The organism is Auritidibacter sp. NML100628 (assembly GCF_003185985.1).
Classification (GTDB): Bacteria; Actinomycetota; Actinomycetes; order Actinomycetales; family Micrococcaceae; genus Auritidibacter; species Auritidibacter ignavus.
On record NZ_QHLP01000003.1, the window covers coordinates 146,045 to 172,233 of the forward strand.

22 protein-coding genes are annotated in these 26,189 nt (G+C 59.4%); 11 read left to right on the forward strand and 11 right to left on the reverse strand.

Going from position 1 to position 26,189, the window contains the following annotated elements:
* Positions 1–11 precede the first annotated feature (11 nt).
* From DCC24_RS12030 to aroA, 5 genes are read right to left on the reverse strand one after another with little or no spacing between them, the layout of a single operon-like run.
* Positions 12–368, reverse strand: coding sequence for a CrcB family protein (locus tag DCC24_RS12030; protein ID WP_158524594.1), 357 nt, complete (start codon positions 366–368; stop codon positions 12–14).
* Complete coding sequence (locus DCC24_RS04025; RefSeq protein WP_110098637.1) at positions 365–928, reverse strand: CrcB family protein; 564 nt, start codon at positions 926–928, stop codon at positions 365–367. The genes DCC24_RS12030 and DCC24_RS04025 overlap by 4 nt, the downstream gene beginning before the upstream one ends.
* Complete coding sequence (gene hisN / locus DCC24_RS04030; RefSeq protein WP_110098638.1) at positions 925–1,752, reverse strand: histidinol-phosphatase; 828 nt, start codon at positions 1,750–1,752, stop codon at positions 925–927. Before hisN ends, DCC24_RS04025 begins: the two co-directional genes overlap by 4 nt.
* A gap of 10 nt (positions 1,753–1,762) precedes the next feature.
* Entirely contained in the window at positions 1,763–2,881 is a 1,119-nt protein-coding gene (gene rsgA, locus DCC24_RS04035; protein WP_110098639.1) for a ribosome small subunit-dependent GTPase A, read from the reverse strand.
* A complete protein-coding gene (aroA, locus tag DCC24_RS04040; protein WP_110098640.1) occupies positions 2,878–4,272 on the reverse strand; it encodes a 3-phosphoshikimate 1-carboxyvinyltransferase in 1,395 nt (464 codons plus the stop codon). Before aroA ends, rsgA begins: the two co-directional genes overlap by 4 nt.
* 268 nt (positions 4,273–4,540) lie before the next feature.
* Between aroA and DCC24_RS04045 the strand changes: the two genes are divergently transcribed.
* Complete coding sequence (locus DCC24_RS04045) at positions 4,541–5,209, forward strand: sigma-70 family RNA polymerase sigma factor (protein WP_199446191.1); 669 nt, start codon at positions 4,541–4,543, stop codon at positions 5,207–5,209.
* A gap of 49 nt (positions 5,210–5,258) precedes the next feature.
* Entirely contained in the window at positions 5,259–5,522 is a 264-nt protein-coding gene (gene rsrA, locus DCC24_RS04050; protein ID WP_110098691.1) for a mycothiol system anti-sigma-R factor, read from the forward strand.
* Between the two features lie 75 nt (positions 5,523–5,597).
* Here the strand turns inward: rsrA and DCC24_RS12605 are convergent, their stop codons facing one another.
* The 4 genes from DCC24_RS12605 to DCC24_RS04065 form a co-directional block, all read right to left on the reverse strand.
* Entirely contained in the window at positions 5,598–5,675 is a 78-nt protein-coding gene (locus DCC24_RS12605; RefSeq protein WP_369859877.1) for a 50S ribosomal protein bL37, read from the reverse strand.
* Positions 5,676–5,762: 87 nt separating this feature from the next.
* Positions 5,763–6,374, reverse strand: coding sequence for a GDSL-type esterase/lipase family protein (locus tag DCC24_RS04055; protein ID WP_110098642.1), 612 nt, complete (start codon positions 6,372–6,374; stop codon positions 5,763–5,765).
* A gap of 91 nt (positions 6,375–6,465) precedes the next feature.
* A complete protein-coding gene (locus tag DCC24_RS04060) occupies positions 6,466–7,560 on the reverse strand; it encodes a nitronate monooxygenase family protein (RefSeq protein WP_110098643.1) in 1,095 nt (364 codons plus the stop codon).
* A gap of 118 nt (positions 7,561–7,678) precedes the next feature.
* Positions 7,679–11,458: a multifunctional oxoglutarate decarboxylase/oxoglutarate dehydrogenase thiamine pyrophosphate-binding subunit/dihydrolipoyllysine-residue succinyltransferase subunit gene (locus DCC24_RS04065; RefSeq protein WP_110098644.1), complete on the reverse strand. Its 3,780-nt coding sequence runs from the start codon at positions 11,456–11,458 to the stop codon at positions 7,679–7,681.
* A gap of 370 nt (positions 11,459–11,828) precedes the next feature.
* On the opposite strand from DCC24_RS04065, the gene DCC24_RS04070 reads away from it, so the two are divergent.
* The 6 genes from DCC24_RS04070 to DCC24_RS04095 all read left to right on the forward strand — a co-directional run bounded on the left by DCC24_RS04070 (position 11,829) and on the right by DCC24_RS04095 (position 19,156).
* Positions 11,829–13,298: a GuaB1 family IMP dehydrogenase-related protein gene (locus DCC24_RS04070; protein WP_110098645.1), complete on the forward strand. Its 1,470-nt coding sequence runs from the start codon at positions 11,829–11,831 to the stop codon at positions 13,296–13,298.
* A gap of 213 nt (positions 13,299–13,511) precedes the next feature.
* Complete coding sequence (locus DCC24_RS04075) at positions 13,512–14,876, forward strand: hemolysin family protein (protein WP_110098646.1); 1,365 nt, start codon at positions 13,512–13,514, stop codon at positions 14,874–14,876.
* Positions 14,877–14,878: 2 nt separating this feature from the next.
* Positions 14,879–15,949, forward strand: coding sequence for a hemolysin family protein (locus DCC24_RS04080; RefSeq protein ID WP_110098647.1), 1,071 nt, complete (start codon positions 14,879–14,881; stop codon positions 15,947–15,949).
* 144 nt (positions 15,950–16,093) lie between these two features.
* Positions 16,094–17,269, forward strand: coding sequence for a metal ABC transporter substrate-binding protein (locus tag DCC24_RS04085; RefSeq protein WP_110098648.1), 1,176 nt, complete (start codon positions 16,094–16,096; stop codon positions 17,267–17,269).
* A gap of 61 nt (positions 17,270–17,330) precedes the next feature.
* A complete protein-coding gene (locus DCC24_RS04090) occupies positions 17,331–18,293 on the forward strand; it encodes a metal ABC transporter permease (protein WP_110098692.1) in 963 nt (320 codons plus the stop codon).
* Positions 18,290–19,156 (forward strand): metal ABC transporter ATP-binding protein, encoded by an 867-nt coding sequence (locus DCC24_RS04095; protein ID WP_110098649.1) that lies wholly within the window; start codon positions 18,290–18,292, stop codon positions 19,154–19,156. Before DCC24_RS04090 ends, DCC24_RS04095 begins: the two co-directional genes overlap by 4 nt.
* Positions 19,157–19,158: 2 nt before the next feature.
* Here the strand turns inward: DCC24_RS04095 and DCC24_RS04100 are convergent, their stop codons facing one another.
* A complete protein-coding gene (locus DCC24_RS04100) occupies positions 19,159–19,608 on the reverse strand; it encodes a Fur family transcriptional regulator (RefSeq protein WP_110098650.1) in 450 nt (149 codons plus the stop codon).
* Positions 19,609–19,771: 163 nt separating this feature from the next.
* Between DCC24_RS04100 and DCC24_RS04105 the strand changes: the two genes are divergently transcribed.
* From DCC24_RS04105 to DCC24_RS04115, 3 genes are all read left to right on the forward strand, one after another.
* Positions 19,772–20,446, forward strand: coding sequence for an MBL fold metallo-hydrolase (locus DCC24_RS04105; protein ID WP_110098651.1), 675 nt, complete (start codon positions 19,772–19,774; stop codon positions 20,444–20,446).
* Positions 20,443–21,402: a sulfurtransferase gene (locus DCC24_RS04110; RefSeq protein WP_110098693.1), complete on the forward strand. Its 960-nt coding sequence runs from the start codon at positions 20,443–20,445 to the stop codon at positions 21,400–21,402. The genes DCC24_RS04105 and DCC24_RS04110 overlap by 4 nt, the downstream gene beginning before the upstream one ends.
* A gap of 124 nt (positions 21,403–21,526) precedes the next feature.
* The gene (locus tag DCC24_RS04115; RefSeq protein ID WP_110098652.1) at positions 21,527–21,955 is read left to right on the forward strand and encodes an HIT family protein; all 429 of its coding nucleotides are present in this window, start codon (positions 21,527–21,529) and stop codon (positions 21,953–21,955) included.
* Between the two features lie 45 nt (positions 21,956–22,000).
* Here the strand turns inward: DCC24_RS04115 and hrpA are convergent, their stop codons facing one another.
* The gene (hrpA, locus tag DCC24_RS04120; protein WP_110098653.1) at positions 22,001–26,134 is read right to left on the reverse strand and encodes an ATP-dependent RNA helicase HrpA; all 4,134 of its coding nucleotides are present in this window, start codon (positions 26,132–26,134) and stop codon (positions 22,001–22,003) included.
* Positions 26,135–26,189: the final 55 nt, after the last annotated feature.

The following is a 26,189-nucleotide window of genomic DNA, read 5'->3' on the forward strand; positions in this document are numbered from 1 at the left end:
GGGGTGCGAAATCAGCTAAACGACGTGATAGCCAGGGTGAACCCCAGAGTGGCCACGGCCAGACTGGCGACGATGTGAAGAGTCCAGGTGCCGACCGCTCGCCCAAGGTTTCCAGCCATGACGTGGTGGGCGGTGGACATGGAGACCGTGGAGAATGTGGTGAGCGAACCTGCTAACGCCGTAATCCAAATCAGCCTGGCCTGTTCGGCCAGATCCGCATAACCGAGTATCAAACCACCGACCACACCGGCGATGGCCGACCCAGCGATGTTAGCGAGCAAAATACCGTAGCGCGGAAGCAAAACATCCGCCACGTAGCGGGTAACGGCTCCGAAAAAAGCGGCTACCACGAACGCGATGGCGATCACGCCGACTCCTCTGTGCTGGGCGCCGGGTGACTTGGCCTTGAAGCACAGTGGCGGGAACCCAGCCGGTAGCCCCACAGCGCGACTGCGGTGCCGGCCACGAGCACACCGGCTAGCAGTAGCGCGCCACTGAGCATCGCGATGACAACAGTGGTGGCAGGTGAGGGCCCGACGACTGAGCCTAATACCCAGACTCCGGTGGTGTAGGAGACCATCATGGCGGAGACAGTGGTGAAGGACCCGAGAAAACCGGTGGTGAGTGCTGGTGGTAGCCAGCTGGGCAGGTGTTGGCGTTGCACTCGGGGTGAGGTCGCCAGCCTGCCGCTGACGATGCCGAGGAGAAAAGATCCGATGAGGTTAATGACGATCAGTTCCCAGATGGTCGAGGAAAACCCGAGTCCATGGGGGACTGTGGTCAGGCCACCGGGGGTGAGACTGGGGTTGGGGAAGACCACGGTGACCAGCCAGCGCACCACGGCTCCGGTCACACCGGCTAGCCCCACGGCCAAGAGGACGGCGGGGTGTAGTCGAGCTCGGACCCTGGTGCCGATAGTTTTCGTCATTGGGCTCGTTGTTGTCCGCGCAGGCTGGGGTTGAGACGCTCCAGGACCTCATCGTGCAGCAGGTCATTGGTGGCCAGTGCATGTCCGCCGTAGGGTCCGGGTTCTCCGTCGAGTGAGGTGAACCGCCCACCGGCTTCGGTCACGATCGGCACGAGCGCGGCCATGTCGTAGAGTTCGAGTTCTGGCTCGCAGGCGATGTCGACTGCGCCTTCGGCCACGAGCATGTAGGACCAAAAATCCCCGTAGGCCCGCACCCGCCAGACTGTTGAGGTCAATTCCAAAAATTCGCGAATATTACCGCGGTGGCGCCAGCCCTCCAGCGAGGAGAAAGACAGCGACGCGTCATCAATCACGCTCACGTTGGAGGCATGAAGCTGGGTTGCTCGAGCCAGCGAGCGACCGGTGAAGGCACCACTTCCTTGAGCGGCCCACCAGCGCCGGTGTAGTGCCGGGGCCGAGACGACGCCGACGACAGGGATCCCGTCTTCGACCAGGGCGATGAGCGTGGCCCACACGGGCACCCCTCGCACAAAGTTCTTGGTTCCGTCGATCGGATCGATGATCCAGCGTCGGGAGGAATTGCCCTCGGTACCGAATTCTTCACCCAAGATCGCATCGCGGGGGCGGGCACGGGCTAGCTGGTTGCGAATGTGCTGCTCGGCGGCTCGATCGGCATCGGTGACCGGGGTGAGGTCTGGCTTGGTGGAGACCTGAAGGTCTTGAGCGTGAAAGCGAGCGGTCGTGACGGCGTCTACGCTATCGGCAATGGTCAGCGCGAGATTCAGGTCATCACGGTAGCCTTGCCAGCTGTTGTCGAGTGCCATGCTCATTAGATTACCCTCTTGCTACCTCGTCGCCGGGGCTGGAAACACGGTTGGCGAGTAATCGGCGCAACGAGGCCAGCCGGGCCGGCCCAGAACTTCCAGCGTGACCGGAGTCCACCCAGTCATCCAGGGCACACTCGCGGGCTTGCTCACGGTGGGTGCACCCGCGCGGGCAATCGGCAATAGCAGGCAGAAGTTCCTCGAATCCGGCCACCACGTCATCAGGGTCGACCAGTCCGAGCCCAAAGGAACGGATTCCGGGGGTATCGATGAGCCAGGACGGTTCGGTGTCATCGGTGTGCTCGCCACGCAATGGGACCGCTACCGCCGAGGAGGAGGTGTGTCGGCCACGTCCGGTGGTGGGATTGATGTGACCGGTGGCGCGGTCGGCGCCGGTCAGCGCGTTGAGCAAGGTGGACTTGCCGACGCCGGAGGGCCCCACAAGTGCGCTACGGTGTCCGGTGAGACGCTCAGCGAGCCGGTGGACGTCCTCGGCATTCAGCTCAGTGTGATCGGCAGTGTGTGGATCCCCTGAGGTGGTAATGATCTCCAGATCAACATCGGCGTAGTGGTCGACGAGGGGTTGGGCAGAAGCCACATCGGTTTTGGTCACACACAACAGGGGTGTAATGCCGGCATCAAAGGCTGCAACCAGGGCGCGATCGATAAAACCGGTGCGCGGTTCCGGATCAGCGGCGGCGACGACGATCACGAGCAGATCCACGTTGGCGACCACGATGCGCTCATAGGTGTCGGAGTCATCGGCCGAGCGGCGCAGTACGCTCTGGCGGTCTGCTAGGCGCACGATGCGGGCCAGGGTTCCGTCGGCTCCGGAGAGATCGCCGACCACAGCCACCCGGTCACCAACCACGATCGCGGTTCGGCGCATCTCTTTGGCGCGCATCGCGACCACAGTACGTGGCTGATGCAAGGCGGAGGAAGGTCCTCCGGGTTGTTGTGCGGGCAGGTAGACCGTATAGCGACCGCGATCTACGGCGATGACTCGTCCCAACGCGGCGTCGTGGTGCTCAGGGCGTTGCTTAGTGCGCGGCCGGGAGCCCCGCTTGGATGGGCGAGTGCGGGCCGACGACTCGTCAAAATCGGAGTAATCAATGGTGAACCGGCTCATCCTTGTACCGTCGTCCTCTCTGCGGTGGCCTCGAGGCCGAAGAGCTCCGACCAAGCCAGCGGGAACCGTGGCATGGTTTTGGAGGTGGTGGTGATATCACGGACGCTGACCCCGGGGATGTGCAAACCGGCCAGCGCGCCGAAGGTTGCCATCCGGTGGTCGGCCCAGGAATCCAAGGTCGCCGGGCGCAACTGCTCCGTCGGGCTGAAGCACAGGGCGGTGTCGGTGGCATGAACCCGGGCGCCGAGTTTCGTGGCCTCGGTGACGATGGCGTGCAATCGGTCGGTTTCGTGGCCGCGTAGATGACCGATCCCGGTCAGTGCGGTCTCGGAATCTGCGACAAGGGCTAGGGCCGCAATGGTCGGCACCAACTCGGCGGCGCCGGCAATTTCCCCGGCACCGAGGATGATCGGTTTCCCAGCCGAATCTGTTTGACCGGTGACTGTCAGGGTGCCAGAGGCGTCATCCTCGGGGTTTGGAACCCACTGTACATCGGCGCCGAACCGTGGCAGGATCTGCTGCCACCGGTCACCAATCTGGGTGGTCTCCCGGGGCCAGTGGGGGATGGAGACCCTTCCACCGGTGATCACCGCGGCGGCCAAGTACACCCCAGCGTTAGACAGGTCGGGCTCGACTGCGGTGTTGCGGGCTCGGATGGGGCCAGGGGAGACGATCCAGTGCCCGGGCTCCGGGGACGCGGTCTCGACGCCGACCTCGGCGAGGACCTTGAGAGTCATGCCAACGTGTTCTGGGCTGGGAACCCTAGACCCGGTGTGACGGATCGACAGTCCGCGCTCGTAGTGGGCCGCGCAGAGCAAAAGTCCGGACACAAACTGGGAGGAACCGCTCGCGTCGATACAAACAGTGCCGCCGGGCACAGAGCCGGTGCCGTAGACCGTGAAAGGTAGATGAGCCATCGGGGCAGTCTCTGCGGTGATGCGCACTCCGGCCTGACGCAGCCCCTCCAGCAAGGGGCCCATCGGGCGGGCACTGGCTTCGGGGTCACCCACGCAGTGGACCTCAGCCTGCATCAGGGCGGCAACAGGGGGAATAAAGCGCATCACCGTCCCGGCCAGGCCCGTCTCAATGGTGAGCGGTTCCGCGAAGTGGGTGCCGGGTTTCAGCGGGGTGATGCGATAGCTTCCCGGTGCATCGCCGGGGGTGATGGTCGCACCCAGGGCTTCCAAGGCGTCCCTCATCAGCGCGGTATCGCGGGAGTCGAGTACCCCGGTCAATTCGCTCGGGCCGTTAGCCAGAGCCGCTAGCACCAGATAGCGATTGCTTAGTGATTTGGAGCCGGGGATCTCTACGGTGGCCCGTACGGGGCCCTTGGCGTGGGGGGCCTGCCAGAGCTTGTCGGCGGGATGATCAGCAAGGGAAGGTGAGGACACGAACGATATCTCGTTTCAGCCGGTGACGTCTGATGAACTACGTTCTAGCCTAGCGACTGTGGCATAGCGAACCGAATGCTGAGGAATATCTGAGACCGCCGGAGAGCTATATGGGTTAGTAGAGCAGTGTCGGTCACCGCTCGCTGGGCGTATCGGACCTGACGGACAGAGAATGTGGAGGAGAAGCTGGATGCCAACGGCAGTAGCGAAGACACCGGCACGGCCACATGGCACGGGACGGACTCAACAGCGCTTAGACTGGGCTGTAATGAGTACGACAGATCCTGCCCCGTCCGCAGACTCCTCGCCAGACACCGACCGCATCGATCCGAAAACCGAGTCTCTCGAACAGCGCAAAGAACGCTTCGAGCGGGACGCCATGCAGTACGTGGACCAGCTTTATGCTGGCGCCTTGCGCATGACGCGGAATCCCGCCGATGCTGAAGATCTCGTCCAGGAAGCCTTTACCAAGGCTTTTTCCTCGTTTCACCAGTACAAGCCGGGCACGAATTTGCGGGCCTGGTTGTACCGGATTCTGACCAATACCTACATCAACTTGTACCGCAAGCGTCAGCGTTCGCCTCAGGAGTCGGGCACCGAGGACGTCGAGGACTGGCATATGGTCCAAGCCGCCGAGCACTCCTCAACAGGGTTGCGGTCGGCGGAGACAGAGGCCCTGGATCGGTTGCCGGATGCTGATGTGAAAAAAGCTCTGCAACAGATTCCGGAAGAGTTCCGGCTGGCGGTGTATTTCGCCGATGTTGAGGGATTTGCCTATAAGGAAATTTCTGAGATCCTCGATGTTCCCATTGGAACGGTGATGTCGCGACTGCACCGGGGTCGGAAAATGTTGCGGGAACGGCTCACGGACTATGCCGCGGACCGGGGGATCCGAGCAGCAGTGGAAGACCAAACGAAACAGAAGACGAAAAAGTAAGGAGGAAGGTTCGCTCATGGGGCAGACACCAGACGATGCACACTGCAATGTGACAGGCTGCCGGGAGAGTGGTAATCCTTCCGATTCCCGTATCCAACGAATTTATGAATATCTTGATGGGGTGCTCTCCCACAGTGATATTGAAGATGTACAGGGGCACCTGAATGAGTGCGAAGAGTGTAGTGCAGAATATGACTTGGAATGCATTATTCGCTCGGTGGTCCGTCGGTCCTGTACTGAAAAGGCCCCGGATTCGCTGAAGTCGAAAATCATGGTGCGTATCAGTGAGATTCGGGCAGAAAGTTCACACTAACCCTTCGAAATACAACGAAGGTGGACGAAAAAATTCGTCCACCTTCGGGAAAATCTTGTGTGGCCTCACGCCACGTTAGCCAGCATTAGGGCGTTTTCCGCCATTGGCCTTATTCTTGCGACGATCCTTGCGCTTACGACCACGCTTACCCATGGCGCAACTCCTTTCTACCGCCTCAAGACGGTGGTGAATGAATTCTTGGTAAATTTTAGCACCCGTGCCTGTTGCGCTTTGACGCGATTAGGATTGCGATCCGAGGTTCTCGGGTAGATTCATCCAGCGATACCACCCCCGGTGTAGCACCAGCCACGCCACCAGCCCGTAGGCAGACTGGCCGGGCAGACCCTGGTTTGATGCGAGATCCTGCTGGTACTGGTTATGGTCGACCAATGCTTCAAAGACATCAACATAGAATACGTTGCGGCGCTGGGCCACATTCCGGTAGGCAGCGTTAAGTTCGCGTAACTTCTGGTTGGCATCCTGATCCAGACCGGGCAAGGGACCAACAACAAATACCTCGAGGCCTTGTTGAGTCGCTTTATCGATGATGTTGGCCAAGTTCAGCCGAGCTCGTGCCGAGGTAGGCACATACTTCGTGTCGGAACTATTCAACGCGATGAGCAACCGGTTTTCAGTGTCGTTGCTGAACCGGGGTAGTGCTTCTTCTTCCCAACGATAGGACATCGCCTCGATGGGCTCTTGGGGGGCGGCCAGGACGTAGCTTTCTACCAAAACGTCGGGGTGATGACTCTTGGCGAGGACTCTACCCAACCACCCCATGGCGCGTGGATCGCCCAGCCCGGCGAGGTGTTCTCCACCCACTGAGGCCAGTCGTATCTGCCGAAATTCCATGCTGTTGGTATCTTTCTGTCTCAATCCGTTATTGTCTCAACGCTACCGCGGATTCGCGCAGAATCGATGAGCACTGCTATGTGCCGCGTGATCAGCCTGATGAGCGCAAACCGGCCAGCCGCTGTGGATGGTCAGCGAGCGTGGACGCGCTCAGCAAATGTTCCACAATTTCGGCAGCGGGCAGATGCTGAATGTTGCGGAAACCAGTTCCTGCCCAGAGATTTAGGTGTTCGGGATTGTGTTGCTGATCAGCCTGCTTGCGAATCCCTGAGGTGAGGTAGTGCAACTGCGGGTATAGGTCGGGGGCCTGATCAGACAAAGCATCCGTGAATTGGTTGCGGATAGCCCGGGCTGGACGGCCGGTGAATGCCCGGGTGATCACGGTATCGCGATCGATCAGGTTGCGCAGTCCGAGACGGTGGGTCTGCTTGGTGCCAGCTTCTACTGCGTCCAAGAATAAGGTGCCAACCTGAACCGCTGTTGCGCCTTCGGCCAATAATTCGGCCACATCGTGGGGGCTGGCGATCCCACCTGCGGCGATAACGGGCACCCGGTGGTGTCGGGCCGCATAAGCGAGTAGTTCGCCGGTGCTGGGTGAGGCGTCGAAGTGATCGGCATCGGGGACACTGGCCCGATGCCCACCGGCATCACGACCTTGGACGATAAGCAGGTCGGCCCCGTGGCGCACAGCTGCATCAATACCAGCACAGCTGGTGGCATTGAGCGCCACCCAGCGCCTGGCCTGGTGGACACGATCGATGACCTGAGCTGTCGGGTAACCAAAGGTAAAGGAGATGACCGGGATCGAGGAGCTCAGCGTCACGTTGAGCTTGTCATTGAAAGCGTCATCGGAGTAGATCGGCGCTTCTGGCAGGAGTTGTGGGTCTAGCTTCAGTTTCGAGATGATCTGGTGGCGGTACTTGAGGTACACGTCTTCGTCGATCTCTTGGGCCGCGGGGTCGGGGACGAACAGGTTCACACCAGCGGGTGCATCGGTGGCCTCGGTGTAGGCGTCCACTTGCGCTTTAAGCGCCTCGGCACTGAGATAGCCACCGGCCAGGAACGGAAACCCTCCTGTTGCCGCCACGGCGATGGCAAGCTGGGCAGTGCTGGGGCCTCCAGCCATGGGGGCAACAACGAGCGGTCGTGTCAGGGTCAGCTCGGGCAACGATGGTATGGAGGGCATATCTTCGATGCTACGAATCAGGCCACGGTCACGGCAAGGGATACAGCTACGGCACGTGGCCCAATCAACCCGGTGATGGGAAGGTGAGACACGTGCCGTAGCTGGTCAGCAGGAGAACTTACTTTCCGAAGACCTCGTCGAGCAGTTCTTCCAGCTCCTGATCGTGCCGCGGCTTGCTGCCGGCTGCCGGGGAGGCTGAGGCTGGACGGGAGATGACGTTAATCTCGCGATCCAGTTCGGGGGCCAGGTTGACGGCCATGAACGGCCACGGCCCCTGGTTCTCCGGCTCATCCTGAACCCAGGTGAGATTTGCCTCGGGATATTTCTTCAGTTCTTCCTGGATCTCCTGGGTCGGCAACGGGTACAGCTGCTCGACGCGGACGATCGCGGTGGAATAATCCTCGTTCTTGGTGCGACGATCCAGCAGATCGTAGTAGAGACGACCCGAGACCAGCAGAACGCGTTGGGCGTTGGAGCCAATCTTGTCGTCTCCCATGACCGGACGGAAACCGTGCTGAGTGAAGTCGGCGATCTCCGAGCTGGCTTCACGGCGACGTAGTAGCTGCTTCGGGGTGAACACGATCAGCGGACGCCGTGGCGTGGAGTAAGCCTGCTCACGTAACAGGTGGAAGTGGTTGGCACCAAAGGAAGGCTGGACCACACGCATGTTGTGCTGTGCGCACAGCTGTAGGTAGCGCTCGATACGCGCCGAGGAGTGGTCAGGACCCTGTCCTTCGTAGCCGTGTGGTAGCAACATCACCAAGGAGGAGTGCTGACTCCACTTCTGTTCGGACGAGGAGATGAACTCATCCACAACGGTTTGAGCACCGTTGGCGAAGTCACCGAACTGGGCTTCCCACGCCACCAGCGCGTCGGGACGCTCCACGGAGTAGCCATATTCAAAACCAACGCAGGCAAACTCGCTCAGTGGCGAGTTGTAGATCCAGAACTTCGCCTGGTCCTCAGACAGGTTGGCCAGCGGGGTCCATTCGTCGTTGGTTTCGCGGTCGTAGAACACGGCATGGCGCTGTACGAATGTACCGCGTCGGGTGTCCTGACCGGTCACGCGCACCGGTGTACCTTCCATGAGGAGAGAACCGAAGGCCAGCAGTTCGGCAAAGCCCCAGTCGATGTCGCCGTCGACCGACATCTTCGCGCGCTTTTCCAGCATCGACTTGAGTTTCTTGTGAACGGTGAATCCTTCGGGGTACTCCGTGTGGGCTTCTCCGATCCGGCGCAACACTTCTTCGGAAATAGCGGTCTTTTCCGGAACGTATTCTTCGCTGGTTTCGTGAGAACCGTGCGCTGAACCCAAGATCGGGATCGGGGAGGTTTCGGCTTCGCCAATTTCGGCGAAGGCCCGCTCCAGACGATCCTTATAGTCCTGCATGGCCGAGTCGGCTTCTTCCTGAGTGATATCGCCACGACCGACCAGCGTCTCGACGTAGAGCTTACGGACCGAGCGCTTATTTTCGATCAGGTTGTACATCCGCGGCTGAGTCATCGAGGGGTCGTCACCCTCGTTGTGACCACGACGGCGGTAGCTGACCAGGTCGATCACAATGTCCTTGTGGAACCGCTCGCGGTAGTCGTAGGCCAGCTTGGCCACGTGCACCACGGATTCGGGATCGTCACCGTTGACGTGGAAGACCGGAGCGTTGACCGACTTGGCCACATCGGTGGCGTAGGTGGAGGAACGTCCTTGGGAGGGAGGAGTGGTGAAACCAACCTGGTTGTTGACGACCACGTGGATGGTACCCCCCGTACGGTATCCCCGCAATTGCGAGAGGGCGAAGGTTTCGTACACCACGCCCTGGCCGGCCATTGCGGCGTCACCGTGGACCAAAATCGGCATCACCGAGTAGGAAGTCGGTGAGTCAGAACCGCGGTCCAGACGATCCTGCTTGGCGCGCACGATACCTTCCAGTACCGGGTCAGCAGCCTCCAAGTGGGAGGGGTTAGCAGCCAGCGACACCTTGGTGGTGTTGCCGTTATAGGAGGTGAAGGTTCCTCCGGTACCGAGGTGATACTTCACGTCACCAGAGCCCTGCACGGTTTCCGGATCGATATTGCCGGTGAACTCGCGGAAGACCTGGGTGTAGGTCTTACCGGCGATATTGGTTAGCACGTTCAACCGGCCCCGGTGCGCCATAGCAATAGCGACCTCGTCGAGACCATCATCGGCGGCATCACCGATGGCAGCGTCCAACAGAGCGATCAGTGACTCACTGCCCTCCAAGGAGAACCGCTTCTGGCCGACGAATTTGGTCTGCAAGAAGGTTTCAAACGCTTCGGCGGCGTTAAGACGGCTGAGAATGTGTAGCTGCTCTTCCCGACTGGGCTTGGAGTAGGGGTGCTCCAGCTTGTCCTGGAACCACTCACGCTCTTCGGGGGAGTCAATGTGCATGTACTCCACACCGGTATTGCGACAATAAGCATCGCGCAAAACGCCCAGAATATCGCGTAACAGCATCGAGCTTTTGCCACCGAAGTTTCCGGTTGCCCAAGAACGATCTAGATCCCACAGCGTCAGTCCGTGCTGGATAATGTCCAAGTCCGGGTGGGTGCGCATCCGGTACTCGAGCGGGTCCACATCGGCCATCAAGTGACCGCGGGTCCGGTAAGCGGCGATCAGCTGCTGGATGCGGGCGACCTTGCCGATTTCGTCACCGGGGTTGACCTGCACGTCGGGCTTCCAACGCACTGGCTCGTACGGAATACGCAAGGTCTTGAAGATCTCGTCGTAGAAGCCATCGGCGCCCAGCAAGTACTGGTGCACGTCGTTGAGGAAGGCTCCAGAGGCAGCGCCCTGGATGACACGGTGATCGTAGGTCGAGGTCAAAGTCAAGGTCTTAGACACCGCCCACCTCGACAACACTTCCTGCGAGGTGCCCTGGAAGGCCGCCGGGTAGTTCAGAGCGCCAACACCAATGATGGCGGCCTGACCCTCCGACAGGCGGGGCACCGAGTGTACGGTTCCGATACCACCGGGGTTGGTTAGCGAGACGGTGGTCCCGGAGTGGTCGTCCAGCGTGAGCTTGTTGTTGCGAGCCTTGGAGACGAGCTCTTCATAAGCTTCCCAGAACTCGCGGAAGTTCATCGACTCGACCTTTTTGATGCTGGGCTGAACCAGCACGCGCGACCCGTCGTCCTGGGGCAGGTCGATGGCCAGGCCGAAATTGATGTGTGCGGGCTGGACTGCGTACTTCTTATTGCCTTCTTCGCGGTACAGCGTGTTCATGCCCGGGTTTTTGACCAGGGCCTTGATGACGGCATACCCGATCAGGTGGGTGAACGAGACCTTGCCACCGCGTGCACGCTTCAGGCTGTTGTTGATCACCACGCGGTTATCAATGAGCGCCTTAACCGGCACATCGCGCACGGTGGTTGCTGTCGGCATCGACAGCGAGGCGTTCATGTTGGAAGCAATGGCCTTGGTGGCACCTTTGAGCTGGGTCCACGTGTCCTCACCCTGGTGGGACTCCTCGTCCTTTTTCTGCTTGGACTTCGGGGGCTCAGACGGGATGGCCTTTTCGCTGGAGCCCTCAGCCCGACGAACCTTCGGGCCGGAAGACTTTGAGGAGGAAGGCGAAGACGAAGAAGAGGACGACGATGCGGAGGATTGAGAGTTCGATTCCTTCTTGGTCGTTGACGTTGCGCTCGACTTCGTCGACGCGTTTTTCTGCTGTGGTTGAGCAGAGCGTGAGGTGCCCTTATCGCTGTCACCACCATGCCGTTTCTGCTGTGTTGCTGCAGTTCCTTCAAGGCGAGCGAAGATCTCGGCCCACTTGGGGTCCACAGATGAACGATCGGCCTTGTACTTTTCGTATATATCCGCCACTAGCCACTCATTGCCGGGGAATTCTTCTGACAGCTGGGCCGATGTCAGTTCTGGCACGGTGAAAGCCTCTTCCGTAGTCAGTTTGTGTTGGGGCGAGACGCTCTCAACGGGTGGCTGAGAAACAGTCCGCCACGTGTATTGTTCAGCTCTCTGCGCAGGTGCCTGCGGACATGTCATCGTCCGCGACACCGTGCCGAAAGCACGTTCTTTCATCATAGCTGTGATCGCGTCACGTAAGCCACAGCCAGTAGGTACTGTCCGACGAAGAAGTCAGGCTGTTTGCCAACAGCGCAAGTTCTAGACAATGGCGGTTTCACGGGCCCGAATAGCGGGATAAACCGGGGCAGCTGAAAAACGTGGTGCTCGCCCCAGGGATTATCGGTGTGGTGAGGTGGAGAGATGATGTGCGGTAGATCATGATAGAGGTATGCAGTTTTTAACCCAACCTCGGACTGATCTGACTTATTCAGATGTTTTCCTTGTTCCCTCCCGGTCTGAGATTACGTCTCGGACCGCTGTTGATATCTCGGCCCAGGACGGCACGGGCTCGCAGATACCGGTGGTGGCAGCGAATATGAACGCGGTCACTGGTCGGCGGATGGCGGAGACGATTGCCCGGCGCGGCGGGCTCGGCGTGCTCCCACAGGATCTGCCCCTGGATGAGGTTGCCTCGGTGACGTCCTGGATCAAATCTCGCCACCCGATCTTCGAGACCCCATTGTGGGTCACCCCGCAGGATCGGGTGTTGGACGTGTTGCATTTGTCGGCCAAACGCAATCATCCGGCCGTTGCTGTCATTGATGACCCCGAGAGCCGGACCTTCCGTGGTGTGGTGCTGGTGACCGACGTCGAAGGTGTTGACCACTTCACCTCAGTATCTGAACTGATGCGTGCACCGGTGATGATCTTAGGCGCTGACGAGCTTCCTGCCATTAGCACTCCCATGGCGGAACGCGCTGACGTTCTCAGCGAGCTATATCAGCGGATGCACCAAGCCCAGGTCGACTACGCCCCGGTCCTGGATGGGGACCGGCTTGTCGGGGTGATGACACTGTCCGGTGTACTTCGCTCCAGCCTCTACGCTCCGGGCGTTGACGATCAGCAACGCCTTCACGTCGCTGCCGCCATCGGCGTCAATGGTGATGTTAAAGGCAAGGCCGAAGCATTGGTGGAATCCGGTGTTGATTGCCTTGTGGTGGACACCGCACATGGCCACCAACAGAAAATGCTTGATGCCTTGAGCCAGGTTTCGCACCTAAAGGTGCCCGTGGTCGCCGGAAACGTTGTCACCGCAGATGGGACCAATGACCTGATCGATGCTGGGGCCGATATTATTAAGGTTGGTGTGGGTCCCGGGGCGATGTGCACCACCCGGATGATGACCGCAGTGGGGCGTCCTCAGCTCTCGGCGGTACTGGAATGTGCAGCAGCCGCGCGGGCTCGCGGGGCCTCGGTCTGGGCCGATGGAGGAGTAAAGCATCCCCGTGATGTGGCTCTTGCTTTGGCGGCTGGCGCCTCGCAGGTCATGATCGGCTCCTGGTTTTCAGGTACCTACGAATCTCCGGGCGACATGGTAGTGGACTCCTCGGGGCGTAAATATAAGGAAAACTTCGGGATGGCCTCGTCCCGGGCCGTCTCGGCACGCACCCGGGAAGATTCCGCCTACGAGCGCGCTCGTAAAGCGTTGTTTGAAGAGGGTATTTCCGGGTCGAAAATGTACATTGATCCCGACCACCCTTCGGTGGAGGACCTGCTGGATAGGATCACCTCGGGTGTGCGATCTTCGATGACCTATGCCGGCGCCTCAACACTGGAAGAATTCCACGAGCGCGCGGTCTTTGGAGTGCAGTCGGCCTCCGGGTACGAAGAAGGACGGGCAGTGGCTCAATCTTGGTAGTCCCGGATGGTGGCCCTGTTGGTTGCGGGCAGGGCTACCGCAACCAGAATCAGTGCTTATACTGTACTTATCATGCATAGATCCCCGCGTAAAAACTCTCACCGGGCAACGCAGCAGTCCGCCCGCGGATCGGAGCCTTCTAGTTGGCCGTGCGTGCCTCATGCTCTGATCCTGTCGGTGACCACCGTCCTACATGGGTGGCGGTGATTTTTGATGGAATGGTTACTTTTCGGACTTGGTTTACTGCTGATCGGTGGTAACGGCTTTTTTGTGTCCGTGGAGTTCTCCATGATTTCCTTGGATGTTCCGACCGTGCAACGCATGGTCGATAACGGCAACCGCAAAGCCATTCCCCTGCTGAAATGCCTGAAGTCACTCTCCACCCAGTTGTCGAGTTGTCAGCTGGGGATCACGTTGACCACGCTATTGACCGGTTACGTTATGGAACCGGCGCTGGGCACCATTTTGGAAACCCCGATGCAGGCCTTGGGACTACCCGATGCGATCTCTTCCTCGGTCTCGCTGGTGATCTCTATGGTGATCGCGACAATCCTGTCGATGCTGATGGGAGAGCTGGTCCCCAAGAACCTGTCGATCGCGAAGGCTCTGGATGTCGGGATCACGGTGGCCCGGGCACAGCTGATTTTCACCGCGATTTTCAAGCCGGTGATTCTGCTACTCAACGGCTTTGCGAACCGCGTGCTCAAAACCCTGGGGCTGGAAGCTGAAGAGGAGATTTCCGGGGCTCGGACCCCCGAGGAACTATCCTCCTTGGTTCGTCGCTCCGCGGAGATGGGCACACTCGACGGGGACACCGCGCTCTTTGTGGACCGCACATTGCGTTTCGCTGACCGCACCGCCGCCGATGTGATGACACCGCGCATGAGAGTTGAAACTGTGGAGGTCGACCAATCGCTGTTGGAAGTCATCGATGCTGCCCGGCGAACCGGCGTCTCTCGGTTCCCGGTGATTGAGGATTCTGCCGACACGATTCGTGGCGTGTTGCACGTGAAGAAAGCAATCGCCGTTCCCAAAGACCAACGCGGTGACATGGTGGCTGCCGATATCATGACCGATTTGGCTAGGGTTCCAGAAACCATGCACCTCGATTCGCTGTTGACTGAACTGCGCGCGGTGAGTCTGCAGATGGTTGTCGTCGTTGATGAATACGGTGGCACCGCCGGTATCGTGACACTAGAAGACCTCGTGGAAGAAATCGTTGGAGAGGTTTCGGACGAACACGACAGAATTCGTCCGGGAGTGTTGCAGACAGCATCGGGGCACTGGTTTTTCCCTGCACTGTTGCGTCCCGACGAATTGGTGGCTCAGATTCCAGAATTAAAAGTTCCCGAAAACGGCGCCTATGAAACCGTTGGCGGGTTCATCATGGCCGCCCTGGGGCGTGTGCCCGATATCGGGGATCAGGTGACCCTCGATGACGGCACTGTAGAAGTCATCAAAATGGACGGTCGCCGAGTCGACCGTTTGAAATATATCCCGGCGGTTCCGGATACCTCTAAAACGAAGACGGGTACCTCAATGTCAGGCGCTCCTTCCGTAGAGGCGGGTGAGAGCTAACGATGGATGAGCACGTCTCAGGTATCGTCTGGCTCGTTGTTCTCTTGCTGGGCAACGCTTTCTTTGTCTCCGGTGAGTTTGCGGTCATGGGTGCCCGGCGCTCGCAGATTGAACCTAAGGCCGAAAACGGGTCAAAGCTGGCCAATACCGCCCTGTATGCGATGGAACACGTCACCCACATTCTGGCGGTCTGTCAGCTGGGCATTACGGTTTGTTCGCTGCTGATCCTCAATGTCTCCGAACCGGCTATCCACCATCTGTTTAGTATTCCGCTGCAGGCTACTGGACTCCCTGATCCGGTCGCCGATACCACCGCCTTTATCTTGGCGTTGTTGATCGTGACCTTCTTGCACGTGACTTTTGGTGAGATGGTGCCCAAAAATGCGGCTGTGACCCTGGCCGATCGGGCGATTCTGGTGCTTGCTGTACCGCTGGTGGCCCTGGACAAAGTATTACGTCCGCTGGTGTTGTTTTTGAACTTTGCGGCCAATGTCGTGCTGAAATTGTTCAAAGTCGAACCCCAAGACGAGGTCAACTCGACCTATACCTTGGAAGAGGTCCAATCCATCGTTGAAGAATCCACGCGTTCCGGGCTCTTAGACGACAACACCGGTTTACTCTCGGGCGCCCTGGAATTCTCTGACTACACCGCGGAACAAGTCATGCTTCCTTTGGACGATGTCATCACCCTGCCCCTGGGTTCCTCGGCGGAGGATTTCGACGACGCGGTGCGCCACACCGGGTTCTCTCGGTTCCTGATTGAAGACACCAACGACGGAGCCTATCTCGGCTACTTGCACCTGAAAGACGTGATGACCGTCCCAGAATTCCGCTACGAGGACCCGCTACCTCTATCAAAGATTCGATCGATGTCGAATGTGGCAGCCAGCGAAGAGATCGAAGATGCTCTGGAAGTGATGCAGCGCACCGGTTCGCACGTTGCGCGCGTGATTTCGCCGCAAGGAGAAACCATCGGTGTGCTGTTCCTTGAGGACGTCCTGGAAGTGCTGGTGGGTGAAATTCACGACGCTACTCAGCCCACGTCCGCCACTGACACGTCACAGTCCTCTTGAGGGCTTGACGAGGGTTGTTTTCTGATAATGAGAACTGTTTTCAATATGATAGTGTGTTCACGACTGGATACGAACCCCTCCATGAAGATGGTGCGGGGACTGTTTTATTTGTCAGATTGACGTGATTTCAGGAGGACACAGCATATGCGTCGCGATCACATTAACCTGCGCTCGCCTCATCGCCGGGCTGCTATGGCCCTCGGCTCACTGGGTATTATTGCTGCTCTCGGGTTGAGTGCCTGCTCCAACGACAACGCCGATTCCGAGGCCAACGCCGGGCAAGGAGAACAGAAAGAGGGACTGTCGGTCGTTGCTACCACGACCCAGGTTGGTTCCATTACCTCACAAATCACTGATTGCGCCGGTGGTGAAACCCAGGTCCTGATGGGCCCCGGTGATGACCCGCACCAGTTCTCGCTATCTTCCAAGCAGGTCACCGATGTTGTCGATGCAGACCTGGTGGTTTCCGTCGGCTTGGGCCTCGAAGCCGCTATGCAGGATTCTCTGGACAACGCGGAATCCGATGGTGCTGACATCTACGAGGTGGGTGAAGAGCTCGAGCCACTACCGATTGGCGATGATCATGTGCACAATGACGGCCACGATCATGATCATGGTGATGAAGATCATGACCATGATCACGATCACGACCATGGTGATGAAGACCATGACCATGATCACGATCACGACCATGGTGATGAAGAGCACGACCATGATCACGACCATGACCATGGTGATGAAGAGCATGGCCATGATCACGAACATGATCATGGTGATGAAGATCCGCACGTGTGGATGGACGTATCTCGGATGGCTACCGCAGCCGAGCTGATCGGTGATCAGCTGGCTGAGCACACTGACGATCAGGAGCTGGCCGAGCAGTACACCAGTTGCGCCAGCGATGTTAAGGCTGACCTTGAGGAAACCGATCAAGAGGTTCGCGATATCCTCGACGAGATCGAGACTGACGAGCCCTCATTGGTCACCGACCATGCAGCCTACCAGTACTTTGCTGATGCGTATGGTTTCGAGATTCGCGGTATCGTGATTCCTGGTGGTTCCACCGACGCGGAGCCTTCCAGCGCTGCATTGAGTGAACTTGCTCAGGTGCTAGAAGACGAAGACGCCGACGCCGCTGTGACCGATAAGCTTAGCCCCAATCCGACGTTGGAAGGACTGGCTGAAGACCACGGCGAGGTTCCGCTGATCCGCCTGTACGAAGGTGGACTGGGTGAGCCCGATTCGGAAGCATCGACCTATCAGGACGCCATGATCTACAACGCAGAACAGTTGCGTGATGGATTGAACGGCGAGCAGTAGCCTTCCTCGCGCAACGGCGTGCCGGTGTTCAGGTGGTAACTCAAGAGAGGTGATCGACGGCGTGGAATGGTTGTTAGACCCGTTTGCGCTCGGATTCCAGCAACGCGCTCTCATCGGTGGCATGCTGGCTGCGGTGATGAGTGCCGTGGTTGGCGTGTGGCTGGTCTTGCGCGGGATGAGTTTCTTCGGCGACGCGTTCGTCCACGCCGTCGTTCCCGGCATTGCCGCCTCGGTGATTTTCGGTTTTTCACCCTACCTGGGGGCCGGGATTGCCGCGGTGGTGATGGTCACCGGCATGGAGCTGGTCCACCGCACCACCAGCCTGAAAGAGGACACCTCCATCGGGTTGTTATTTGTCGGCATGTTGGGCCTCGGTGTGGTGATGATTTCTACGCTCGAGTCTTTCGCCGGCTCGTTGACCACCATTCTGTTTGGTGATGCCTTGGGCGTCAGTCGCCAAGACATTATCGCTCAGTCAGTATTCTTGGTGGTCGTCGTGCTGATGTCCCTCATGCTTTATCGACCCTTGTTAGCGTTGAGCTTCTCTCCGCTGAAAGCCAAGTCCTTGGGAATGCGACCACAGCTGACGCACTGGTTGTTGTTGATCATGATTGCCGGAGCTGTGATCGGCAGTTTCCAAGCGGTGGGAACGGTGCTGGTATTCGGTCTCCTCGTCGGACCGGCAGCCACTGCGGCATTGCTGACCCGTAGCGTGCCCCAAATGATGCTGGTCTCGGTGCTCATTGGGGTTACCTCGGTGGCTACCGGACTCATTATTAGCTACCACGCGGACACCGCTGCCTCTGCCACGATGGCAATGGTTCCCATCGTATTGTTCTTTGTGATCCTAGCAATTCGAGATATCGTTCGCCGGATCCGCTCCCGGGCGTTGCGTTCGGAGTACGGCCCCGAGGACCCCGATGCTCCCGAGGCGGAGCCGGCTTTGTTGGCAGCTCAACACCCGGTGGCCAATCAGACGAGCACCCAACCGACCATGGCCCACGTCAAAGGTCCGAACGCATGATTTCACCATCGACAACGCACGCTTCGACCGCGCCGGACCAACGACTCCTTGTCCAGGCCCGGGACATCAAACTGGCCTATGGTCAGTATGTCGCCGTGGACCGGTCGAGTTTTCACATACCCGCCGGAGCCATTACCGCGGTGATAGGACCAAACGGGTCTGGTAAATCCACCTTGTTGCAGGCGATCGCCGGTGTTTTGCCGGTGGCTGCCGGTGAACTAACGGTGATGGGCCGCTCACCTGAGAAAATGCGACCACACGTCTCCTTTGTGATGCAGTCGGTGGTCTTTCCGACCGGTACCCCAATTACGGTCAAGGACGTGGTGTCCATGGGGCGCTACCCCCAGACCGGCTGGTTTGGTCTCAGCACCGCGAAGGACCGGGTTGCCGTCGACCGGGCCATGGAGGTCATGGAGATCACCCACCTGAAGAAAAAGCATCTGGAAGAACTGTCCGGCGGTCAGCGTCAGCGCGTGTATGTGGCCCAGGGGATTGCCCAAGGTCATGAGATTCTCGTGCTCGATGAGCCGATGACCGGACTGGACGTCCGCTCGATGAAAGTCATCGACCAGGTGATTCACGAAGAGACCAAACACGGTCATTCCGTGGTGATGACGACGCACGATCTCGATGAGGCTGCTGTGGCCGATTATGTGGTGCTACTCAAAGGAAAGGTGCTGGCTTGCGGTATTCCCAGCGAGGTACTCACGCGCGAGAACCTGGAAACAGCCTACGGATTGGGTGCCCTGCATGACACAGCCAATCTCACCGAAGAGCTGAGTTCCCAGGGGATCGTGGCGTTGCCTCATACCGATAATGACAGCCACGGGCAAGAAAGAGCAGACGAGAATGACCACTCCTAACGCTAAGTTTCGGGTACTGATTCGTTAGTGAGGTTTTCTCGGCCCGCGAGCTGATCGCGCTGACAGTTCGGGCACAACCCGAATATTTCCAAGGTGTGATCCTGGGGGAGATATCCGAACCGACGTGCGGTCTCGTCGGCAACTTGTTCCAATTCGGGAGCCTCAAACTCTTCGGTGGCTTTGCACCGGGTGCACACGACGTGATGGTGGTGTTGAGGGCTAGTGCAGCGACGGTAGAAGGACTCTCCGTCATCACTGGTGAGCAGATCGACGGTTCCGGCTTCAACCTGGGCCTGGAGGACTCGGTAGACGGTCGCCAGCGAGACTTTTTGATCTTGACGCAATAAACCCTGGTGAATGTCTTGAGCCGAAACAAAATCGTCGGTTGCTGAGAGGAACTCCTGGATGGCTTGTTTCTGCCAGGTATTACGCGTTTTCGGCTGACTTGTCATGGCGATGCAACCTCGGGTTTAGGGTGGCGGTGAATATTGGCCGTGAGTAGGAATGATTCCGGGAAATGACAGCGGGTCGTGCCTGGACAGGCATCTGCACAAACACGGCTGTAACAGTTAGTGTAGGAGCGTGGACATTTCAGCTCAAAGTCGCCAGTCCGACATGAAACTCACAAAGTTTGGGCACTCGTGTGTTCGCCTGGATAGCACCGATCACCGCACCGTGATTGACCCCGGTGGTTTCACCGATGTGATCACCGCAGCTGCTGGAGCGGAGACCATTTTCATCACCCACGAACATCCCGATCATGTTGATGATGAGCTCGTCGTACAGTTGCTGGCCGGGCATTATTCGGTCCGGCTCTACGCGCCCGAAACGGTGATAGAGCGACTCTCACACCGCGTTGCAACCGAAAAGCGCGATATTTCCGAACACCGACTTAATGTGATCGCTGCCGGAGACGAGCTAGATTTACCTGGCTTTTACGTGCAAGCCGTGGGTGGTCAGCACGAGATCATTCACCCCCAGATCCCCCAAATCGACAACATCGGCTACGTGCTCAACGGGTCGGTATATCACCCCGGTGATAGCTTCATTGTTCCCGCCGGGGTCGAGATCGATACGCTGTGCCTACCGATTAACGCACCCTGGGCGTCGTTGGAAGATACCTTAGACTTCATGATTAGCGTTCGGCCCCGCCAAGCGGTGCCGATCCATGACGGACTGTTGTCAGACAACGGCCACACCATTTACGACAAACAGGTTCAGGCCTTTGCTGAACGCTACGGCATTGAGCTGAATCTCCTAGCCGAAGGCGAACACGCGTGGACTCGATGACATCTTTAGGCCATACTGCCACCGAACAGCGCCCCGCCGCGCTGATCGCAGATCAGGTGCTGTCGTACTGGTTACGCCACGACGACGAGCAACACGTTCAAGAGGACCCCGGAACACAACCGGAAGGATTTGTTGCTACCGACCAAGCCCCGCAGGCCGGGCACCTGGTGATTCTCGATGTGCGCTGGTCGGCAACCGAACCCGGTGAAGGCCATGAACGCTACCGACAAGGGCACATTCCCGGCGCTGTGTTCGTCTCGATGTCCGGGCAACTCTCCGGGCACGGCGCCCCCTCAGAGGGACGTCACCCGCTACCGGATGCTTCCCGCTTCACGGACGCAGTGCGTATGCTGGGCATCAATGACGGCGACACTGTGGTGGTCTACGACGATGTGGCCTCGACCTCTGCTCCCCGCGCCTGGTGGTTGCTCCGCTATGCGGGTATGGAACGTGTTTATGTGCTCGATGGAGGCCTCCATGCTTGGCGTGAGGCCGGTCTGCCGCTGCAGGCCGGAGAAGCGCTACCAGCGATCGGTAAGGCCCACATCAGCTGGGGCAAAATGCCGGTTGTTGGCACCGAGGAAGTCGAAGCACTAGCAGCTGATGACAACGGGGTGTTGCTCGATGCCCGCGATTACCGTCGGTACACCGGTGAAGAAGAGCCCATCGATCCGGTGGCCGGCCACATCCCCGGAGCCGTCTCAGCCCCCGTATCTGAGCTGACCGATGAGACCGGGCGCTTCTTGCCTGCCCAGAAACTCCGTGAGCATTTCGCCTCCCGCGGCGTCGCACCGGAACATGCAGTGGGTGTTTATTGTGGCTCGGGTGTCACTGCGAGCGCGGAAGTGCTGGCTCTATATATTGCCGGCATGGACGTTGCCCTCTACCCCGGGTCGTTTTCGGCCTGGATTAACGCCGGGGATCGCCCGGTTGCCACCGGTGAGCACCCGTACTGATCCTGGCTGGGTGATCTTGAACACCGTGGCCGAAACGACGAGACTGGACGTGAGAGAGTTCGAGCCCGTCTGGCGCTGAGGACCCAGTGGCCAGTTGGGATAGCACGAGACAGGAGTCAGGACAATGTCCACCGTTTTTACCCGCGTCATCAATGGTGAAATCCCCGGCAGGTTCGTGTGGAAAGACGAACGCTGTGTGGGCTTTTTATCCATCGGCCCTATGGCACCCGGGCACACCCTCGTGGTGCCACGAGAAGAAGTGGATGTCTGGACCGACGCTGATCCGGATCTGCTCCAGCACTTGATCACCGTGGCCCAAAATATCGGCGCTGTGATGCCCAAGACCTTCAATGCGGTACGGGCCGGATTGATGATTGCCGGCTATGAGATCCCGCACCTGCACCTGCACGTCTGGCCCTCCAGCTCGTTGGAGGACTTCGACCTCGATAAGGTCGACAACAACCCTGAGCCCGCCGAGATGGACCAGGCCGCCGAGAAACTACGTGCCGCCCTCGTGGAGGCCGGCCACCAGGAATTCATCCCCGAAGCATAAGCGGGGTCGACCACAGCCGGCACCATGCCGGGTGTGGCACAGACCTCAAGGTGAGGGCACGGCCCGTAGTGCAGCACGGACCTTCTTTTCCGACACCGACACGGCCGTGCCCAATTGCTGGGCAAAAAAGCTCACCCGTAGCTCTTGGAGGAGCCAAAACACCTGGCTGAGCTCAACGGGAATGAACCCGGCCTGTGCATAGTCATCCACTCGGCGCTGGTAGGCCTGCTCGAGATCGTGAATGACTTGCATCGACGCCGCGTCGGCCTGGAGACCGTGGGCTGAATTCTGCAATTTCTCAATCCGGACAGTGATGGCCTGGATATAGCGGGGTAGGTGCCGTAGCTGGCGCCACCCGGTTTTCGCCACGAAATGCTCGCCCAGTAACTCATCTAGTTGCGCGCGGATATCGGTCAGCACCGGCGCCATGGTCAAGGACTTAAGTGTCTTGGCATCACGGCGTACGTGGCGAGCTGCGTGCAGCGCCTCGGAGACTACCGCGGTGACCCGAAAGTTTTGGTCTATCACCTCGGCGCGAACCTGCTCGTGCAATCGCTCAAACTGCTGGGCTGAGCGGGGGAGTTGGCGGTGCGAGGCTGGAACCAGTGCATCGATGGACGCGGTGAGACTGTCGGAGACAATCTCTTGCAGATCCGAATGCGGGGCACTGGTGAAGGTTAGCTTCTCCTCGTTGCTGAGGTGGTCGGCAATATAGCGTTGGGTATCGGGTAGCCCAGCCCGGAGCAACGCTACGACGCCGTGACGGTGCACGGATTGTGCCTCGCCCAGCGTTCGCATGATCACCAAATCAGCCCCCACCCCAGTGGTAGCGGGCGATAGGGCCGGGTAACCGGTCACCAGCTGGTGACCGGACCCGGTGGCCACCGGGGTTTGCACCTGTTCGGGGAGCTCGGGGATATCCCAGCGGGTCAACCCTTGCCGTGGTGTGAAGGACTCGGTGACGGTCCGGTCCTGGTCCCGTCGAGGTGGTTGCTTGTCGCTGTTGGATGCTGGCTGCCGTCGGGTGGTGTCCTTCCCGGGGCCAGGGGTGGGGTGCTGAGTGGTCTGAGCGAGGTCCACGCCTTGAGCCTGAGCCGCGCGGGTCAGTGATTCGGCCAGGGCGGTGCGGTTTTCGCCGGCCAGGTCTCGTTGCAACTGCCCGAGGTCTTCACCGACCCCGATGACCGCGCCACGGTGATCCACCACGGAGAACGTCATCCGCAAATGTTCGGGCAGTGCCTCGGGGCGCCACTGGTCCCGGGGCACCTTGACGTGCTTGACATCCAGTAAGACCGCCGAGAGGGCATCGTAGAAGTCATCGGTGAGCGGGTCGTAGTCGCGGTGGAGTATGGCCAGCGCCCGACGTGCGGTATCTGGGGCGGGAACCAACTGCTTGCGTAAGGCCTTCGGCACGTTTTTGATCAGTGCCGTAATCAGCTCTTCGCGTAGCCCGGGAATCAGCCAAGCGAAACGGTCGGGGTTCATCCGGTGCAAGATTTCGACCGCGATGGTCACCGTCACGCCGTCAGTTGGCGGTGGCGTGCCGGCGGAGTTGTTCTCGCGACGGGTCTCCGCCAGCGTCGTCGGGGCAAAAGTGTAGTCTAGTGGGAGCTCGAGTTCACCGTGCTCGGTGGGGTGAATCAATACCGAGGGGTATTGTGCGGGATCCAGTTGCTCGGGCTCGACGCGGATCAGGTCCTCGACCGCGATATCGAGCTGGTATTCATCTGTGCGACGTGCTTTTTTCCACCAGCGGTCAAAGTGCCGGACGGAGACCACCGAGGCTGGGATTCGGGCGTCGTAGAAGGCGAAGAGGTCCTCATCGGAGACTTTCAGATCGTGGCGACGATGTCGGGTCTGCAACTGGTCGACCTCGGCCATCCGCTCCCGGTTGCGCGCAAAGAACCGGTGCCGGGTGTGCCAGTCACCGTCCACCAGCGCGTGGCGGATAAACATCTCACGAGCCAGTTCACGGTTGACCCGGTAGTACTTGATCGGACGATCGACGGCCACCGGCACACCATAGACGGTGACCCTTTCCCGGGCCATCGCCGAGCCCTGACGGGTGGACCAATAGGGGTCCGAGACGCTGGATTTTGCCAACGGTCCAGCAATCTCTTCGATCCACTCGGGCTCGACTTTGGCCACCTGGCGTGCCCAGAGTCGGGAGGTTTCCACCAGTTCGGCAGCCATGACATAGTTGTGGCGCTTTGTGAACAGTCCGGACCCGGGGAAGATCCGAAATTTGGTGTTACGAGCACCAAGATATTCTTTCGTGCGTTGCTGATAGGTGCCGATCTGACTGAGTAACCCGGTCAGCACCGCCTGGTGGACTGCCTCATGGGTGCCGACCGGATCGACCGGTCCGGCCGAGACTTTCAAGCCCACCCGGTGCGCCATTTCTCGCAACTGCTGAACCAGATCCTGCCATTCACGTACGCGTAGGTAGTTGATGAATTCTCGGCGACACATCTTCCGGAACTGATTGCCCGAGAGCTGTTTTTGTTGGGAGCGTAAATACACCCACAGATTTAGCATCGCCGAAAAATCGGAATTCTCATCGGTGAAGCGCGCGTGGGCCTGATCGGCGGCATCTCGTTGGTCGGCTGGGCGCTCGCGGGGGTCTTGGATGGTCATCCCGGCAGCCAGCACCATGACTTCGCGGGCTACCTTATGCTCGTCGGCTGCCAGAATCATCCGCCCCAGACGAGGGTCAATGGGTAATTGCGCTAGGCGACGGCCTAGGGGCGTGATGGTGCCACGGGTAAAGGTGCGGGTGCGCTTCGTGCCGGAGCGGTCGGTGACCTCCACCGGTGCACCGGAGTTCAACGCACCGAGCTCCAGCAATTGCTGAATACCGTCGGTAATCTGGCGGTGCTCGGGCGGTTGCAGGAAGGGGAACTCTTCCAGATCGGTGGGGGTTGTGGCTACGCCGGCGGCTAACATGTCCAGGATCACCGAGGCCAGCGAGGTTCGCAGAATCTCCGGGTCGGTAAATTCTGGGCGCTGGTTGAAATCGTCCTCGGAGTACAAGCGGATGGCCACCCCGGGGCTGGTGCGCCCGGCACGTCCGGCCCGCTGGTTCGCGGACGCCTGGGAAATGCGCTCGACCGGCAGCCGTTGCACCTTCGTGCGCTGGGAGTACCGTGAGATGCGGGCAGTACCGGTATCGATGACGGCCGTGATGCCCGGGACCGTCAGCGAGGTTTCGGCCACGTTGGTTGCCAAGACAATCCGCGGAGCCGAGGTGGAACTGCGCCGGAAGACGCGTTGCTGTTCAGCTAAGGACAACCGCCCGTAGAGGGGAAGAATGTCCGCGTGTTTGAGCCTCGGATGCGAGGAAATGGCAGCCTGGATCACTTCCTTGGCGTCACGGATCTCACGTTCTCCGGGAAAGAACACCAGGGTATCCCCACCGTGGTCGGTACCCAGCTCGAGCACCGCATCGGCCACCGCGTCCAACGGGTCCCGGGCGTCCTCGGCATCATCGGCGTCATCGTCGGGATCATCGGCGATGCGTGGATCGGTCAGTGGCCGGTAGCGGATCTCTACCGGATAGGTTCTGCCCGAGACTTCAATAATGGGGGCCGCTGCACCGGTGGGCGTGGAGAAATGTTCGGCAAAGGACTCCACATCGATGGTCGCTGAGGTGATGATCACCTTGAGATCCTGGCGTTGAGGCAGGATCTTCTTGAGGTAGCCCAGTAAGAAATCAATATTGAGCGATCGTTCGTGAGCTTCGTCGATGATCAGCATTGAGTAGCGGCGCAAGAGCGGATCGTGCTGAATTTCGGCCAGCAAAATGCCGTCGGTCATGACCTTGACTGATGTCTCAGCTGACACCTCAGAGGTGAATCGCACCTGGTAGCCCACGTGTTCACCAACGGTTTCGTTCAGCTCCTCGGCGATGCGTTCGGCCACTGATCGGGCGGCAATACGACGTGGCTGGGTGTGCCCAATCATCCCGTGCTGGTCCAGCCCCAGCTCCAGGCACATCTTTGGTAGCTGGGTGGTCTTACCGGACCCGGTTTCGCCGGCGACGATCACCACCTGGTGACCGGCCACCGCGTTCATGATCTGTTGTCGCTGGGAGCTCACCGGAAGATGTTCCGGATAGGTGATGCGCGCTGGAGGCAACAGGGCATCGCCCGTGGAGGACGAAGAAGTGAACGGCGTCATCGTAGTTGGTGATCTCACTCTCGACGATCGCGGGTGGGCAGAAAGGCGGGCATAA

Coding starts and splice junctions, on each gene's coding strand:
- hrpA (WP_110098653.1), bottom strand. CDS start 26,134: ATGACGCCGTTCACTTCTTCGTCCTCCACGGGCGATGCCCTGTTGCCT.
- rsgA (WP_110098639.1), bottom strand. CDS start 2,881: ATGAGCCGGTTCACCATTGATTACTCCGATTTTGACGAGTCGTCGGCC.
- DCC24_RS04045 (WP_199446191.1), top strand. CDS start 4,541: ATGAGTACGACAGATCCTGCCCCGTCCGCAGACTCCTCGCCAGACACC.
- DCC24_RS04075 (WP_110098646.1), top strand. CDS start 13,512: ATGGAATGGTTACTTTTCGGACTTGGTTTACTGCTGATCGGTGGTAAC.
- DCC24_RS04055 (WP_110098642.1), bottom strand. CDS start 6,374: ATGGAATTTCGGCAGATACGACTGGCCTCAGTGGGTGGAGAACACCTC.
- DCC24_RS12605 (WP_369859877.1), bottom strand. CDS start 5,675: ATGGGTAAGCGTGGTCGTAAGCGCAAGGATCGTCGCAAGAATAAGGCC.
- hisN (WP_110098638.1), bottom strand. CDS start 1,752: ATGGCACTCGACAACAGCTGGCAAGGCTACCGTGATGACCTGAATCTC.
- DCC24_RS04025 (WP_110098637.1), bottom strand. CDS start 928: ATGACGAAAACTATCGGCACCAGGGTCCGAGCTCGACTACACCCCGCC.
- DCC24_RS04085 (WP_110098648.1), top strand. CDS start 16,094: ATGCGTCGCGATCACATTAACCTGCGCTCGCCTCATCGCCGGGCTGCT.
- DCC24_RS04070 (WP_110098645.1), top strand. CDS start 11,829: ATGCAGTTTTTAACCCAACCTCGGACTGATCTGACTTATTCAGATGTT.
- DCC24_RS04105 (WP_110098651.1), top strand. CDS start 19,772: ATGAAACTCACAAAGTTTGGGCACTCGTGTGTTCGCCTGGATAGCACC.
- DCC24_RS04060 (WP_110098643.1), bottom strand. CDS start 7,560: ATGCCCTCCATACCATCGTTGCCCGAGCTGACCCTGACACGACCGCTC.
- DCC24_RS04080 (WP_110098647.1), top strand. CDS start 14,879: ATGGATGAGCACGTCTCAGGTATCGTCTGGCTCGTTGTTCTCTTGCTG.
- DCC24_RS04115 (WP_110098652.1), top strand. CDS start 21,527: ATGTCCACCGTTTTTACCCGCGTCATCAATGGTGAAATCCCCGGCAGG.
- DCC24_RS04095 (WP_110098649.1), top strand. CDS start 18,290: ATGATTTCACCATCGACAACGCACGCTTCGACCGCGCCGGACCAACGA.
- DCC24_RS04100 (WP_110098650.1), bottom strand. CDS start 19,608: ATGACAAGTCAGCCGAAAACGCGTAATACCTGGCAGAAACAAGCCATC.
- DCC24_RS04110 (WP_110098693.1), top strand. CDS start 20,443: ATGACATCTTTAGGCCATACTGCCACCGAACAGCGCCCCGCCGCGCTG.